Origin of the sequence: Streptomyces sp. 8K308, from assembly GCF_004348315.1 — a bacterium.
In the GTDB taxonomy this organism is placed as follows: domain Bacteria; phylum Actinomycetota; class Actinomycetes; order Streptomycetales; family Streptomycetaceae; genus Streptomyces.
Window position 1 is genome coordinate 1 of the sequence record NZ_SMKC01000179.1, and the last position, 13,888, is coordinate 13,888.

The window sequence follows — 13,888 nt, forward strand, 5'->3', positions numbered from 1 at the left end:
GTGGGGGTGGGTGTGGGGGGCATGGCGGCTCCAGGAGGTCCGATACTCGAACGAACTTCGGAACTGCGAACGGTTGGGACAGGGCGGACGGTAGAGACGCCCATCCGGCCGGTCAAGGGAGGAAACCCGCCGAACGACGACGGGTCCTGACACGCCGCCATCTGCCGCCCGCGAACCGTCGATGTCGTTATCGAACGCATCACCCGCTAAGCCACGAATGGCCGTTAGGCTGTTCGCCCTCCGAGGAGATGATCAAGGGAACATCGTCATGGAACCGCGCCCGACCGCCCCGTCCGAGCTCGACTCACTGCCCACCGCACCCCTGATGACCAGGGACTACGAGACCCACCCCGCCCTGGTCTACGAGCGGCTGCGGACCGCGCACGGGCCGGTCGCCCCCGTCGACCTCTACGGGGTCCCCGCGTGGCTGGTGATCGGCTACCACGAGGTCACCCAGGTGCTGCGCGACGAGTCCGTCTGGAAGGTCGACCCCGGGCACTGGCGGGCCCTGCGGGAGGGGCGGGTCCCCGAGGACTGGCCCATGCTCGCCGGCTACCGGGTCGACCACCTGCTGCACCAGGACGACGAACGGCGCACCGCCACCCGGGCGGCCGTCGAGTCGGCCCTGCGCCCCTTCCAGGACCCGGACCAGCCGCAGGCCATCGAGCTGCGGCTGGCCGTCGAGCGGCACGCGGACGAGCTGATCGCCCTGTTCACCGCCGGCGGCTCCAGCGGATTCGTCGACCTCTCCCTCCAGTTCGCGCGCCCGCTGCCGCTGATGGTGCTCAACCGGCTCTTCGGCTTCCCGGTCGAGCGCGGCGACGACATGGTCATGGACGCCTGGCGGATGGCCGACGCGGCACCGGACGCCAACGAGGCCATCAGGCGGCTCATCACGGCGACGACCGAACTGGCCGAGCACAAGCGGGAACACCCGGGGAACGACCTGACCAGCCGCCTCATCGCCGCCGCGCCCGAACTGTCGGACCGGCAGATCGCCCTGGAGCTGTACGCGATCATCGTCTACTCCGACTACATAGGCCAGGCCGTCACCAACACCCTGCTCGAGGCGCTTGGCGGGGCGAGCGACCAGGCCTGGCAGAGCCTGCGGAGCGGCGCCTACGGCGAGTTGGTCAACCGCGTGCAGATGGCCTCGCCGCCCTGGGCCAACCTGCCGCTGCGCTTCCCCGTCTCGGACGTGCGGCTCGGCCGCTACCGGATAGCGGCCGGCGATCCGGTGATGCCGTCCGTCGCCGCCGCGCACGGCGACCCGGTGTTCGCGGCCGCGCTGACCGACGACGGCCTCAAGAGTTCGCGGGCCCACCTGGCCTGGGGCGCGGGCGTCCACCACTGCCCGGCCCAGGAGCTGTCCGAGATGGTCGCCACCACGGCCGTCAGCCGGCTCCTCGACCACTGCGAGCTCGACCTGATGCTGCCCGTCGACCAGATCCCCTGGCGCTCCTCGCCGTACGCGCACGGCGTGAAGTCGCTCCCGGTGCGCTTCCGCCTGCTGGCTGGCGCCTCCCCGTTGCCGGTCGTGGAGGCCGCGCCGCCGCCCGCCGCGGCCCAGGCGACGACCGCGACGCCACCCGCGCGGCGCTCCCGCTCCCGGCTCTGGCGCTTCCTGGCCGGCCTCGCCTCCCGCCAACAGCCGCCGGCCTGAGCCGGGGGCCTGCCGGTGGACGGACGGGGCGTGATGGTATCGGCCGCATGGCTGAGCCGCGCCGCGTGCTGATCGTCGCCTACGACGACGCCCAGATCCTCGATGTCGCCTGCCCGAGCGGGGCCCTCGACATCGCCAACCACCACCGGGCCACGCCGCCCTACGCCGTCGAGCTCGGGACGCTCGGCGGCGGGGCGGTGCGGAGCTCGTCCGGGATCGGCCTCGGCGGCGGGCGGCGACTCGCCGACGTGCGGGGGCCGCTGGACACGCTGCTCGTGGTCGGCGGCCTCGGGCACGGGCCCGCGGCGGCGAGCCCCGCGCTGGTCGCGCAGGTCAGGCGGCTCGCCACGGTGAGCCGCCGGGTCGCCGCCGTCTGCACGGGCACCTTCCTGCTGGCCGCCGCGGGGCTCCTCAACGGGCGGCGGGTGACCACACACTGGCGGTACGCCCCCGAACTCGCCGCCGGATACCCGGAGGTGGCCGTCGATCCGGGGCCGATCCACATCAGGGACGGCGACGTGTACACCTCGGGCGGCGTCACCAGCGCCCTGGACCTCACCCTGGCGCTGATCGAGGACGACCACGGCCCGACGCTCGCCAGGAACGTCGCCCGCGAGCTGGTCACCTACCTGCACCGGCCGGCCGACCAGGCGCAGATCAGCATGTTCCTGGCCGCGCCGCCGCCCGGGGACCGGCTGGTGCGCGACCTCAGCGGGTACATCGCCGCGCACCTGGCCGGCGACCTGTCGCCGGCCGCGCTCGCCGCCAGGGCCGGCGTCAGCACCCGCCACCTCACCCGGCTCTTCGTCGAACACCTCGGCACCACCCCGGCGCGCGCCGTGCGCGCCGTGCGCACGGAGTCGGCCGCGCACCTGACGCGCGCCAGCCGGCTGCCGCTCGACGCCATCGCGCGCCGCTGTGGGTTCGCCTCGGCCGCCACGCTGCGGCAGGCGTTCCTCGACCACTACGGCATGACCGGGGACACGATCCGCAGGATGACGGACATGCCCCGACCACGGGCGGCCGTCGGGCGCCAGACTCCGGCGCCATGAGAATCCACGCGAACCGCAGGACCGTGCTGGCGGGCGCCGCCGCCGCGACCGCGCTGGCCGCCGCCCCCTCCCTGGGCCCCGCCGCCGCCCAGGCCGCGGGCCGGAACGCGACCGGCGCCGCGCGGGGCCCCCGCATCGGCATCCTGCTCTACGACGGCTACAGCCTGCTCGACCCGACCGGGCCGGCCGAGATCCTGTCCCGGCTACCGGACGCCACCGTGACGATGGTCGCCGAGCGCCGCGGCCCGGTGCGCACCGACACCGGCGACGTGGCGGTGCTCGCCGACCGCTCCTTCGCCGAAGTCGACCGCCTCGACGTGCTGGTGGTCCCCGGCGCCGGCAACCGCGGCACCATCGGCGCGATGGAGAACCAGGCGCTCCTCGACTTCGTCCGCCGCGTCCACCGCCACACCCGCTTCACGACCTCCGTCTGCACCGGCGCCCTCGTGCTGGCCGCCGCAGGACTCCTCACCGCCGGGCAGCGCGCCACCACCTACTGGGCCTCGGCCGGCTATCTGGAGTCCGAGTTCGGTGTGGTCTACGTGCCGGAACGCTGGGTGCGCAGCGGCAAGGTGGTCACCGCCGCCGGCGTCTCGGCCGGGCTCGACATGGCCCTCCACCTGGCCGCCCAACTCGCCGGCGACACCGTCGCCCAGGGCATCCAGCTGGCCGTCGAGTACGACCCGCGCCCGCCGTTCGACGCGGGGAACGCGGCCCAGGCAAGCCCCGAACTCAAGGCGCTCGCCCTGCGGTTGATCGAGGAGTCACAGGTCTAGCGCCGCCGGCGCGCCGGTCGCGCTAGGGCCTGTCCTGCCGATCTTGCCGGGCCCGCGACGCCATACACGGCACCTCGCTGCGTTACCGAATCGCGCGAATACGGCCAAGTATGAGCTGCGATCCGGCGCCTTGCGATGCACCGCGTCTGACGCCGCGGGCTGATCCGACAAGATCGACAGGACAGGACCTAGCCGGCGCTGAGCGGGGTGCGGCGGGCCCGCACGACGCGATGGGTGATGCGCCAGCCGGCCGCCGTCCGCGTCACCGTGTCCTCGTAGGTCACGCTGCCGACCGTGCCGTCCAACCGGACGCCGAGGCCCTTGGAGCGGGCCAGCACCCGGTCGGCGGACAGCTCGGTGAGCACGACGTTGGTCACGTGGTGGGCCACCGGGTTCAGCTCGCCCATCGCCAGCGCCGCCTCCCGGATGGCGGCGAGCCCCTGGAGAGGGCCACCGCCCAGGTCGGTGACGTCGTACGTCACGTCCTCGGTGAACAGCTCGTCCAGACGGTCGAGTTCGCCGGCGTCGACCAGGTGTCCGTGCAGCAAGACCAGATCGGTGACGGCGGCGCGGTCCTCGGCGGTCAGTGCCATCGCAATCCTTCCGGAGCGCCCTGCCGGGGAGTTCCCCGTCCTTCCCCGGTACGGTACTCAGCCGCGGCCCGGCCGGCACGGCAAACGCCGTCCGGCACGCGCGCGGGTCGCCGCCAAGCCATGGCGTTGACTACCCGCGTAGCGTCACTCTCCGCACGCGCGTGCCTCGTTTCCGCAACGAACGCCGGGGGCATTCCTCCACACGACCGACCAAGCGGGCACAGGGCCCGCACAGAGGAGGAATCCATGCGCAAGGTACACCGGCGGAGCCTCACCCTGGCCGTCGCCAGCCTGGCCCTCGTCGCGGGGGCGATGGCCGGCACGGCGGTGGCCGGCGGCGCGGCGCCGCTGGAGCGGGCCGCGGCCACCAACTCGGTGTCGGCGGCCAGCTCCATCACCACCTGGACCGGTGGCAACGTCCGCACCGGCCCGGGCACCGACTACGGCGTCGCCTACACCGTCGGCGCGAACCAGAGCCTGTCGGGCGTGTGCTGGCTCGAGGGCGGCCACGTGTCGGACAGCAGCGGCATCGCGCACAACAAGTGGGTTCGGCTCTCGGACGGCAACTACATCTGGGGCGGCCTGCTGAAGGGCAACGAGACCGGGGGCGTCTCGGCCCACTGCTGAGGCACCGACTGCTGAGGCACCGACCCGCTGAACACGGGCCGTGGGCCGGTCACGCGACCGGCCCACGGGCCTCAGTCGGGCAGGTTCCCCTCGCCGCCGTGGTTGGCCACCATCCGCCGCAGCACGTTCACGGTGGTCACGTAGTCGGCCTCGGTCACGCCCTCATGGGTGCGGCGGTGGATCGCGAGGTTCCGCTCCCGGGCCCGCAACCGCCCGGCCTCCCCCTCCGCCGTGAGCCGCATCCCGTCCTGTCCCTCCGTCAACCAGCCGCGCGCGACGAGGTCGTCGTAGACGGCGTCGAAGTCGGTCCCCTGGTCGTCATAGGCCCGCAGCCGCTCGGTCAGCGCCGCCCGCGACCAGCGCCCCGGCTCCCCCGCGGCGTGGTTGAGCGTCCACCAGTGCGGCTGGGTCAGCCCCTCCACGGCCAGCGCCTCCCGGAGGCTCCCGACCACCCGGCGGGACACCTCGCCGCTCCACCACCCGATGGGCTGGGCGGCCAGCTCCTCCGCCGAGTACTCCCTGATCGTCGCCATGTCCCGCGCTCCTCTCCCACGTCCTGTCCTGAACGACTCGACCGTAGGAGTTCAAGCCCACTTGAGATCAAGCCGTCACGTCAGGGCGTGGCCAGGGGTTCGAAGGCGTCGAAGACCATGGAGAAGATCCGGTCCTGGAGCACCCCGTGCTCGGCGTGCCGAATGGCGATCATCCGGGCCAGCTCGTCCACCTGCTCCTCGCTCAGCGCCGCCGAGGCCAGGGATTCCACGGCCACGGAGTGCGTGGCGCACCACTCCAGGATCGCCTCGAATCCGTTGACGGAGGCCACGAACGACCGCTGGTCGACGTTCTTCCACGCGATGGCGAGCTCTTCGAGGGTGCTCGCCTCCGGCCCTTCGGGAGCCAGCATGCGCCGCGCCCTGTGGGTCAGCCGGGCCACGTACTCCTGGCGGTCGCCGATGCGCGACAGCCGCACCGTGGCCCGGAAGCCGAGCTCGGGCAGCAGCTCGGCGAAGTCCCAGAGCAGCGAGATGGAGCCGCCCTCGACGATCAGTAACGGATGCCGCTCGCCGAGCGCCCGCAGCGTCGCGATCAGCGACTCGAGGGCGTCGGCGGCCGAGAAGTCCCCGTCCGCCACGGTCCGGCGGGCCAGCCAGACCCGCTCGACGCCGGCCGCCTCGCCCTCCGACCTGGCGCTGGTGGTCGCCAGGTCGGTGAAGCACTGGATCCGGTCCGCCACCACGATCGGCGCCCCCGTGGCGCGGGCCAGCCCGGTGGCCGCCGCGCCCGTCCCGACCCCCGTGGGGCCCGCGACGATATGGATGAACTGTGCGCCTTCCGCGTCGGAGTCTGACACGGCTTCCCCCTCTGACTGATCCGCCTCGCCACCCTCGACCATAGGGCAGCGCGGTTTCCACGGGGAGTCACCCGGTGCCGAGTAGTTCGCCCGCCGGGCGAGCGGCTCACCGCCGGGTGGCGCGGGCGAAGGCGGCGCGGGCCCAGAGGTAGCCGAGGAGGGTCAGGCCGACGCACCAGGCGAGGGCGACGAGGCCGTTGGAACCGATCTCGCTGCCCATCAGCAGGCCGCGCAGGGTCTCGATCATCGGCGTGAACGGCTGGTACTCGGTGAACCACCGCATCGCCGTGGGCATCGAGTCGGCGGGGACGATCGCGCTGCCGAGGAACGGCAGGAATGTCAGCGGCAGCGGGGTGTTGCTCGCCGACTCCGGCGTCCTGGCCACCAGGCCCATCGCGGCGGCCAGCCAGGTGAGGGCCAGGGTGACGAGGCCGAGCAGGCCGAACGCGGCGAGCCACTCGAGCGCGTTGGCGTTCGGCCGGAAGCCGATGGCCAGGGCGACGCCGACGATGAGGACCAGCGCGATCATGGTCTGGAGGACGCTGCCGACGACGTGACCCGCCAGGATCGCGGCGCGGGAGACCGACATGGTGCGGAAGCGGTTGACGATGCCCTCGGTCATGTCGACGCAGACGCTGACGGCCGTGGCGACGGCCCCCGAGGTGGCGGTCACCAGGATGATGCCGGGCGCGACGTAGTCGATGTACTCGCCGTCGCCGACGCCGCCCATGGTGTTGATGCCGGTGCCGAGGGCGCTGCCGAACGCGTAGTTGAAGAGCAGCAGCATCATGATCGGCATCAGCAGGACCGAGAAGGTCATGGCGGGGTAGCGGAGCGCGCGCCGGAGGTTGCGGCGCAGCATGGTGGCCGAGTCCGTCACGGTGAGGGCGAGCGTGCTCATCGGGTGGTCTCCGGTTCCGGGTCGGCGGGGCGGCGGGAAGAGCCGGTGAGGGCGAGGAAGACGTCGTCGAGGTCGGGGGTGTGGACGGTGAGTTCGGTGGCCTGGACGGACGCGGCGTCGAGGACGTCGAGTACCGCGCGCAGCGTGGGGAGGGAGCCGTCGCTCGGCACGCGCAGGGTCAGCGACTCGGCGTCCGGCTCCGCCAGGTCGAACACGCGGCTGGCGGCGGCGAGTTCACGGGGCTCGGTGAAGCGGAGGCGGATGTGGCCGCCGGGGATGCGCCGCTTCAGCTCCTCGGCGGTGCCCTGGGCGACCAGCCGGCCGCCGTCCAGCACGGCGATCCGGTCGGCGAGTTGGTCCGCCTCCTCCAGGTACTGCGTGGTGAGGAAGATGGTGACGCCACGGTCGTCGACCAGGTCGCGGATGATCTCCCACATGGTGCGACGGCTGCGCGGGTCGAGGCCCGTGGTCGGCTCGTCGAGGAAGATGATCCCGGGGTCGCCGATCAGCGTCATGGCGAGGTCGAGCTTGCGGCGCATGCCACCGGAGAGGGTGGTGGCGGGCTTCGCGGCGGCTTCGGTCAGCTCCAAGCGGTCGAGGAGTTCGGCGGCGCGGCGGCGGCCCTCGGCACGGCCGAGGTGGTGCAGGTCCGCCATCAGGATCAGGTTCTCCTGGACGGTGAGCAGGTCGTCCACGGCGGCGAACTGGCCGGTGACGCCGATCGCGGCGCGCACCCCCTCGGGATCGCCCGCCAGGTCGTGGCCGGCGATCCTGGCCTCGCCGCCGTCGGAGGGAACGAGGGTGGAGAGGATCCCCACGGTGGTGGTCTTGCCGGCGCCGTTGGGGCCGAGCAGGGCGAAGATCGTGCCCTCTGGAATCTCGATGTCGATGCCGTCGAGCACGGTCCTGTCGCCGTAGGACTTGCGCAGGCCGTGGGCGGATATCGCGGCGGGGGGCATCTGGGGCTTCCCTTCTCGGGTCGTCGCGGATCTTGGTCAGGCGCGGCGGATGACGATGTCGCCGAATCCCGTGCGGGCGCGGACCTCGACGGTGTCGGCGGCCTCGCCTGGGCCCTTGGCGGGTCCGAGCTCGTTGTGCACGCCGCCGGCCCGGGAGGTGACGTCGAGCCAGGCGGCGGTGGACTCGGCGATGCCGACCTCGATGTCGCCGAGGGAGGTCTGCAGGTTGACGGTGCCGCGGGTGACCTCACCGACGCGGATGCCGCCGTTGGCCGAGCGGGCCTCGACGCCGGCGCGGGCGACGCCGACGGCGATCCGGCCGTTGGAGGAGCTGGCGCGCAGCTCGCCGGCGACCTCGCCGATGGTGGTCTCGCCGTTGAGGTTCTTGACGATGGCGGCACCGCCGAGCTCGCCGACGTCGACCCGGCCCGAGCCGCTGATCTCGGCGTCGCCCACGACCCGGTCGAGGGTGATGGTGCCGACGCTGGTGCGGAGGTTGACGGCGTCGGCGTGCTCGACCCGGATGTCGCCGGCCGAGGTCTTGATGAGGCACTCGCCGAGCCGGCCGGTGCAGACGAAGTCCGCCATCGGGGAGCTGGCGCGCAGCCGGGAGCCGGCGGGCAGCTCGACGCGGACCCGGATGGTGCCGGTCCTGCCGAACACGCTGCGCTTCCTCGGGCCCTTCACGGTCAGGGTGCCGCCAGTGAAGTCGACCCTGGTCTGCCGGGCGGCGCGGACGTCGTTCTCGTCGGTCTCGTCAGCGGGCAGCACCTCGACGACGGTGTCGGCGCGGTCGCCGGCGACGATCAGGGCGAAGCCCATGTCGAACTCGAGGCCGACGGCGATGGGCTTGGGGGTTTCGAAGCGCGGCATGGCGGGGGTCCCTTCCGGTCGAGGAGCGCGGGTCACTGGACCCAGCCGGTGAAGCTGTCGCCGCCGACGCGACGGGGGCGTTCCGATGGCCGGCCGCGGCTGCCCGGGTCGAGGGCCGCGGCGACGGCCCGCACCAGCCAGGAGTTGACGGAGAGCCCGTCCTGGCTGGCTGCGTCCTCGACGCGGGCCTTGAGGTGGGCGGGGAGGCGGAGGTTGACGCGGGCGGTGCCGCCCTCCTCGCCGTCCGCTGGCGGCGGGGGCGGGGCCGGCGCCAGCGGCTCCTCGCGGGGCGCCTGGTAGCTCTCCTGCGAGGGCGGTGGCGTCACGGCGAACTCGGGGTCGAGGCCGCGGAGCCGGACGTCGACCGAGCCGGGGGCCAGGTCGCGCGTCACCTCCTCCATGGCGGCGGAGAGCGCGTTGAGCAGGGTGAGGCGGGCGGCCGACTCCAGGGCCGCGGTGAGCCGCTCGGCCACCGCCCTGGCCTCCTCGCCACCGGCTTCCGCGGCGACGGCGAGATCGCGCCTGAGGTTCTCTACGTAGGGGGTGAGGTCCATGCGCGCCATCATGGCACCATAGTGGCGCCACAGGCAAGCGAATGGCGCCATCAAGCGACGCCATTGGCGGCGCGATGGCGCCACCCCGTCCACGCGGCCTCTATCGAGGGTTGACCTCAAGCAATGTTGAACTTCTACGCTGGGCATCATGAGCATGGAGATGACCGCCTGGCACGCCCTCTACAACGCCCGGCACGCGACCGAGGACCAACGCCCCTTCTCCCGCGCCGTGTTGCGGCGGATCGGCACCTTCGCCCGCCCGCACCGCCGCGAGCTCGGCTGGTTCCTCGTCCTCAGCGTCGCGGGCGCCGTACTCGGCGTGGCGACGCCGGTGCTGGCCGGCCAGGTGGTCAACGCCATCACGGAGGGACACGACCAGGGCACGGTCGTCACGCTCGCGCTGCTGATCGCCGGGATCGCCGTCGCCGAGGCCGGCCTCGGGCTGCTCACCCGCTGGCTGTCCGCGCGGATCGGCGAGGGCCTGATCCTCGACCTGCGCACCACCGTCTTCGACCACATCCAGCGGATGCCGATCGCGTTCTTCACCAGGACCAGGACCGGGGCGCTGGTCAGCAGGCTCAACTCGGACGTGATCGGCGCGCAGCGGGCGTTCAGCGACACGCTCTCCGGGGTGGCGGGCAACCTGGTGATGCTGCTGCTCACGCTCGGCGTGATGATCTCCATCTCCTGGCAGATCACCCTGCTCGCGCTGCTGCTGCTCCCCGTCTTCGTGCTGCCGGCCCGCCGGATGGGCGCGCGCCTGGCCAGGCTCTCGCGGGAGGCCGCCGACCACGACGCGGTGATGGCGACGCAGATGACCGAGCGGTTCTCGGCGCCGGGCGCCACCCTGGTCAAGCTCTACGGGCGGCCGGCCGACGAGTCCCGGGAGTTCGCGCTGCGGGCCGGCCGGGTGCGGGACATCGGGATCCGCACGGCGATGCTGCAGATGACGTTCGTCACCGCGCTGACCCTGGTCTCGGCGCTGGCGCTCGCCCTGGTCTACGGCCTCGGCGGCTACTACGCGCTGCGCGGCAGCCTCGACCCCGGTGCCGTCGTCGCGCTCGCGCTGCTGCTCACCCGGCTCTACGCGCCGCTGACCGCCCTGGCCAGCGCCCGGGTCGAGGTGATGACGGCGCTGGTCAGCTTCCAGCGCGTCTTCGAGGTGCTCGACCTCGAGCCGCTGATCAGGCAGGCGCCCGACGCCCGGCCGGTGCCCGAGGGTCCGGTCGGGGTGGAGTTCGAGGACGTGGACTTCGGCTACCCGTCGGCCGACCGGGTGTCGCTCGCCTCGCTCGAGGAGGTGGCGGCGCTGGACACCAGGGGCGGCGAGCAGGTGCTGCACGGCGTCTCGTTCCGCGCCGAGCCAGGGCAGCTGGTGGCGCTCGTCGGCTCCTCGGGCGCCGGCAAGTCCACCATCGCGCAGCTGCTCCCGCGCCTCTACGACGCGGACGCCGGCACGGTGCGCGTCGGCGGCATCGACGTGCGGGAGCTGACCGCCGACTCGCTGCGCGCGACGCTCGGCATGGTCACCCAGGACGGCCACCTCTTCCACGACACCATCCGCGCCAACCTGCGCCTCGCCAGGCCGGGCGCGGACGACGCGGAGCTCTGGGAGGCGCTGCGCAGGGCCAGGCTGGACGACCTGGTCGCGGCGCTCCCGGACGGCCTCGACACGGTGGTCGGCGAGCGCGGCTACCGGCTCTCGGGCGGCGAGCGGCAGCGGTTGACCATCGCCAGGCTGCTGCTCGCCAGGCCCCGAGTGGTGATCCTGGACGAGGCGACCGCGCACCTGGACGCGACCTCGGAGGCGGCGGTACAGGAGGCGCTGACCGAGGCGCTGGCCGGCCGCACCTCGGTGGTGATCGCGCACCGGCTCTCGACCATCAGGGCCGCCGACCAGATCCTGGTGGTCGAGGACGGTCGGATCGTCCAACGCGGCACCCACGACGAGCTGTTGGCGGCCGGCGGGCGGTACGCGGAACTGCACGCGACGCAGTTCGCCGATCCGGAGCGGCCGGTGCTCGACACACCGTCCGACGCGAGGTCCGACGCGAGGGCCGACGCGGCGTCTGACGCGAGGTCGGACGCGAGGTCCGACGCGGCGTCTGACGCGCCGTCTACTCCGGTCGGCGCACAATGACGGGCATCCCCACCCACATACACACAAGATGACCAGTATGACCCTCAGTCTTGATCATCTTCGCCGCTGCACCCTGGCCGTGGACCTCGGTGCCGCCCGCACCCGCGTCTACCTCAAGCAGTCGGGACTCATCGTCGACGAACCCTCGGTAGTCGCCGTCAACACCCAGACCGGCGCGCTGATCGCCGTAGGCGCCCCGGCCGAACGGATGTCGGGCCGCACCCCCGCCAACATCCGCGTGATCCGGCCGATCACCAACGGCACCGTCGTCGACATCGACGTCGCCCAGCGGATGCTGCGCGCCATGGTCGGCAACAAGCTGCGGCGCGCCTGGCGGCGCAAGCCGCTGCTGCGCGCCGCGGTCTGCATCCCGCACGACGCCGACCCGCTGGCGCGGCGCGCGGCGCTAGAGACGCTGGTCGGCGTCGGCGCCCGCCGGGTCGAGCTGGTGGACAGCCTGGTGACGGCGGCCGTGGGCTGTGGCCTTCCGGTCGAGGAACCGGAGGCGACGATGATCGTGCAGTGCGGCGCGGCCACCACGGAGGTGGCCGTGCTGTCGCTCGGCGCGATCGTGGCGGCCGAGAAGGTGCCGATGGGCGGCGAGACGGTGGACCGGGCGCTGATGCAGTACCTGCGCAACGAGCACGAACTGCTGCTGCCGAGCCAGGCCGTGCGGCCGCTGCACGAGGCGCTGGCCGACCCCGTCCACCAGATCGCCGAGGTGGCCGGCCGGGACGTCGCCACCGGCCTGGCCCGCACCGTCAAGATCGACCCGCGGTCCCTGCGCGCCGCCGTCACCCCGCCGCTGACGGCGCTCCTCGACACCATCCGCGCCGTGCTGCACCGCTGCCCGCCCGACCTGGTGGCCGACCTCGGCGACCGGGGCGTCATGCTCACCGGCGGCGCGGCCGGGCTGCCGGGGCTCGACCAGATGATCAGACAGTCGACCGGGATGCCGGTGAACGTGGCCGAGGAACCGGGACTCTGCGCGGTCATGGGCCTCGGCACGATGCTCGAGGGCCGGTTCAGGCAGCGGGAGATCGCCGAGCCGAACTTCAAACGCCACGAGTCGGGCGGCGGCGACCTCAAGCGGCGCTTCCGACGCCAGGTCAAGGCGTCGGGCAAGGCGTCAGGCACGTCCACCGGCGCCGGCCTCGACGAGGGCCTCGCCGACCCGATGCCGGAGCCGACGAGCATGACCTGAGAACACGCTCTGGGCCGCCCGGCCTAGGATGCCGGAACATGGACAACGCCACCACGCCACCCCGGCCGCTGCCCGCGCCGTCGTTCTGGCGCGGGCAGCGGTCCGTGCTGACGGTGGTCGCGCTCGGCGGCGGCCTCGGCGCGGCGGCCAGATACGGCGCCGGCCTGCTCTGGCCGACCCCGGCCGACGGCTTCCCCTGGACCACGCTGCTGGTCAACGTGGTGGGCTGCGCGCTGATCGGGGTGCTGATGGTGCTGATCACGGAGGTGTGGACGGCGCACCGGCTGGTGCGGCCGTTCCTCGGCACGGGCCTGCTCGGCGGCTTCACCACCTTCTCCACCTACTCGCAGGACATCGAACGGCAGCTGACGGACGGACGGGCGCTCACCGCCGTGAGCTACCTGCTGCTCACCCTGGCCGGCGCGCTCGCCGCCGTCCTGGGCGCGGCGGCGGCGACCCGCCGATTGGCGCGGCACGCGTGAGGACCCTGCGGCTGACCGTCCTGCTCGGCGAGAACGACGCGTGGCGGCGACGCCCCCTCTACACCGAGGTCGTGCACCGCGCGCACCGGGCTGGGCTGGCCGGCGCCAGCGTCTTCAGGGGCGTCGAGGGCTTCGGCGCGTCCTCGGTGGTGCACACGGCGCGGCTGCTCTCGCTGAGCGAGGAGCTGCCGGTGGCGGTGATCGTGGTGGACGCGGAGGAACGGGTGCGGGCGTTTCTGCCCGAGCTGACCGGGCTGCTCGCCGGGCGCGGCCTGGCGACGGTGGAGCACGTCGAGGTGGTGGGGCGGTGAGCCGACCGTGCACTGGCTGCTGGTGATCGGGGGCGGCGTGGTCGGCGCGCCGCTCCGCTACCTGACGGACCGCGCGGTGCAGTGGCGCCACGACGCGGTCTTCCCCTGGGGCACGCTGGCCGTCAACGTCACCGGCTGCCTGCTGCTCGGCGTCCTGACGGGCGCGGCCCCCTCGGAGGACCTGCGGCTGCTGCTCGGCACGGGTCTCTGCGGGGCGCTGACGACGTACTCGACGTTCTCCTACGAGTGCCTGCGGCTGGCCGAGACGGGAGCCTGGGCGCTGGCGACGACGAACGTCCTCCTCAACGTGGCCCTCGGGCTCGGCGCGACGTTCACCGGCGTGGCCGTCGGCACGACGCTGGCCTGACGCGGCGGGGGGTCGTGCGGTGTCCTGTCCCCACC

General features: G+C 73.2%; 16 protein-coding genes. 9 read left to right on the plus strand and 7 right to left on the minus strand.

The annotated features are described in order from the left end of the window. Window positions 1–268: 268 nt before the first annotated feature. Genes E1265_RS22510 through E1265_RS22520 form a run of 3 tightly spaced genes read left to right on the plus strand, consistent with a single transcriptional unit; the run spans window position 269 to window position 3,491 of the window. A complete protein-coding gene (locus E1265_RS22510) occupies window positions 269–1,663 on the plus strand; it encodes a cytochrome P450 (RefSeq protein ID WP_132932710.1) in 1,395 nt (464 codons plus the stop codon). A gap of 47 nt (window positions 1,664–1,710) precedes the next feature. After that, the gene (locus E1265_RS22515) at window positions 1,711–2,715 is read left to right on the plus strand and encodes a DJ-1/PfpI family protein (RefSeq protein WP_132932712.1); all 1,005 of its coding nucleotides are present in this window, start codon (window positions 1,711–1,713) and stop codon (window positions 2,713–2,715) included. Next, window positions 2,712–3,491: a DJ-1/PfpI family protein gene (locus E1265_RS22520; protein ID WP_132932714.1), complete on the plus strand. Its 780-nt coding sequence runs from the start codon at window positions 2,712–2,714 to the stop codon at window positions 3,489–3,491. The genes E1265_RS22515 and E1265_RS22520 overlap by 4 nt, the downstream gene beginning before the upstream one ends. A 188-nt stretch (window positions 3,492–3,679) precedes the next feature. On the opposite strand, the gene E1265_RS22525 is transcribed toward E1265_RS22520, so the two are convergent. Beyond that, window positions 3,680–4,084, minus strand: coding sequence for a nuclear transport factor 2 family protein (locus tag E1265_RS22525; protein ID WP_132932716.1), 405 nt, complete (start codon window positions 4,082–4,084; stop codon window positions 3,680–3,682). A gap of 246 nt (window positions 4,085–4,330) precedes the next feature. On the opposite strand from E1265_RS22525, the gene E1265_RS22530 reads away from it, so the two are divergent. Continuing rightward, window positions 4,331–4,711 (plus strand): SH3 domain-containing protein, encoded by a 381-nt coding sequence (locus E1265_RS22530; RefSeq protein ID WP_132932718.1) that lies wholly within the window; start codon window positions 4,331–4,333, stop codon window positions 4,709–4,711. Between the two features lie 71 nt (window positions 4,712–4,782). Here E1265_RS22530 and E1265_RS22535 read toward each other — a convergent pair whose 3' ends face one another. The 6 genes from E1265_RS22535 to E1265_RS22560 all read right to left on the minus strand — a co-directional run bounded on the left by E1265_RS22535 (window position 4,783) and on the right by E1265_RS22560 (window position 9,349). Beyond that, complete coding sequence (locus E1265_RS22535; RefSeq protein ID WP_132932720.1) at window positions 4,783–5,244, minus strand: MarR family transcriptional regulator; 462 nt, start codon at window positions 5,242–5,244, stop codon at window positions 4,783–4,785. Between the two features lie 80 nt (window positions 5,245–5,324). Beyond that, entirely contained in the window at window positions 5,325–6,062 is a 738-nt protein-coding gene (locus E1265_RS22540; RefSeq protein WP_243741020.1) for an isopentenyl transferase family protein, read from the minus strand. Between the two features lie 106 nt (window positions 6,063–6,168). Next, complete coding sequence (locus tag E1265_RS22545) at window positions 6,169–6,963, minus strand: ABC transporter permease (RefSeq protein WP_132932722.1); 795 nt, start codon at window positions 6,961–6,963, stop codon at window positions 6,169–6,171. After that, window positions 6,960–7,922, minus strand: a complete 963-nt coding sequence (locus E1265_RS22550; RefSeq protein WP_132932724.1) for an ATP-binding cassette domain-containing protein — start codon at window positions 7,920–7,922, stop codon at window positions 6,960–6,962. The genes E1265_RS22545 and E1265_RS22550 overlap by 4 nt, the downstream gene beginning before the upstream one ends. Before the next feature lie 36 nt (window positions 7,923–7,958). After that, complete coding sequence (locus E1265_RS22555) at window positions 7,959–8,795, minus strand: DUF4097 family beta strand repeat-containing protein (RefSeq protein ID WP_132932726.1); 837 nt, start codon at window positions 8,793–8,795, stop codon at window positions 7,959–7,961. Window positions 8,796–8,827: 32 nt separating this feature from the next. Continuing rightward, a complete protein-coding gene (locus tag E1265_RS22560; protein ID WP_132932727.1) occupies window positions 8,828–9,349 on the minus strand; it encodes a hypothetical protein in 522 nt (173 codons plus the stop codon). A 148-nt stretch (window positions 9,350–9,497) separates the two neighbouring features. Between E1265_RS22560 and E1265_RS22565 the strand changes: the two genes are divergently transcribed. Genes E1265_RS22565 through crcB (E1265_RS22585) form a run of 5 tightly spaced genes read left to right on the plus strand, consistent with a single transcriptional unit; the run spans window position 9,498 to window position 13,853 of the window. Next, window positions 9,498–11,489, plus strand: coding sequence for an ABC transporter ATP-binding protein (locus E1265_RS22565; protein ID WP_132932729.1), 1,992 nt, complete (start codon window positions 9,498–9,500; stop codon window positions 11,487–11,489). 37 nt (window positions 11,490–11,526) lie between these two features. Then, on the plus strand, window positions 11,527–12,693 hold the full coding sequence (locus E1265_RS22570) for a rod shape-determining protein (protein ID WP_132932738.1): 1,167 nt from the start codon (window positions 11,527–11,529) through the stop codon (window positions 12,691–12,693). A gap of 38 nt (window positions 12,694–12,731) precedes the next feature. Further along, window positions 12,732–13,175, plus strand: coding sequence for a fluoride efflux transporter CrcB (crcB, locus tag E1265_RS22575; RefSeq protein ID WP_132932731.1), 444 nt, complete (start codon window positions 12,732–12,734; stop codon window positions 13,173–13,175). Further along, complete coding sequence (locus tag E1265_RS22580; RefSeq protein WP_165953842.1) at window positions 13,172–13,486, plus strand: DUF190 domain-containing protein; 315 nt, start codon at window positions 13,172–13,174, stop codon at window positions 13,484–13,486. The genes crcB (E1265_RS22575) and E1265_RS22580 overlap by 4 nt, the downstream gene beginning before the upstream one ends. A gap of 7 nt (window positions 13,487–13,493) precedes the next feature. Then, window positions 13,494–13,853 carry a fluoride efflux transporter CrcB gene (gene crcB / locus E1265_RS22585; RefSeq protein WP_132932733.1) on the plus strand — a complete coding sequence of 120 codons (360 nt, stop codon included), beginning with the start codon at window positions 13,494–13,496 and terminating at the stop codon, window positions 13,851–13,853. The last annotated feature ends 35 nt before the right edge of the window (window positions 13,854–13,888 follow it).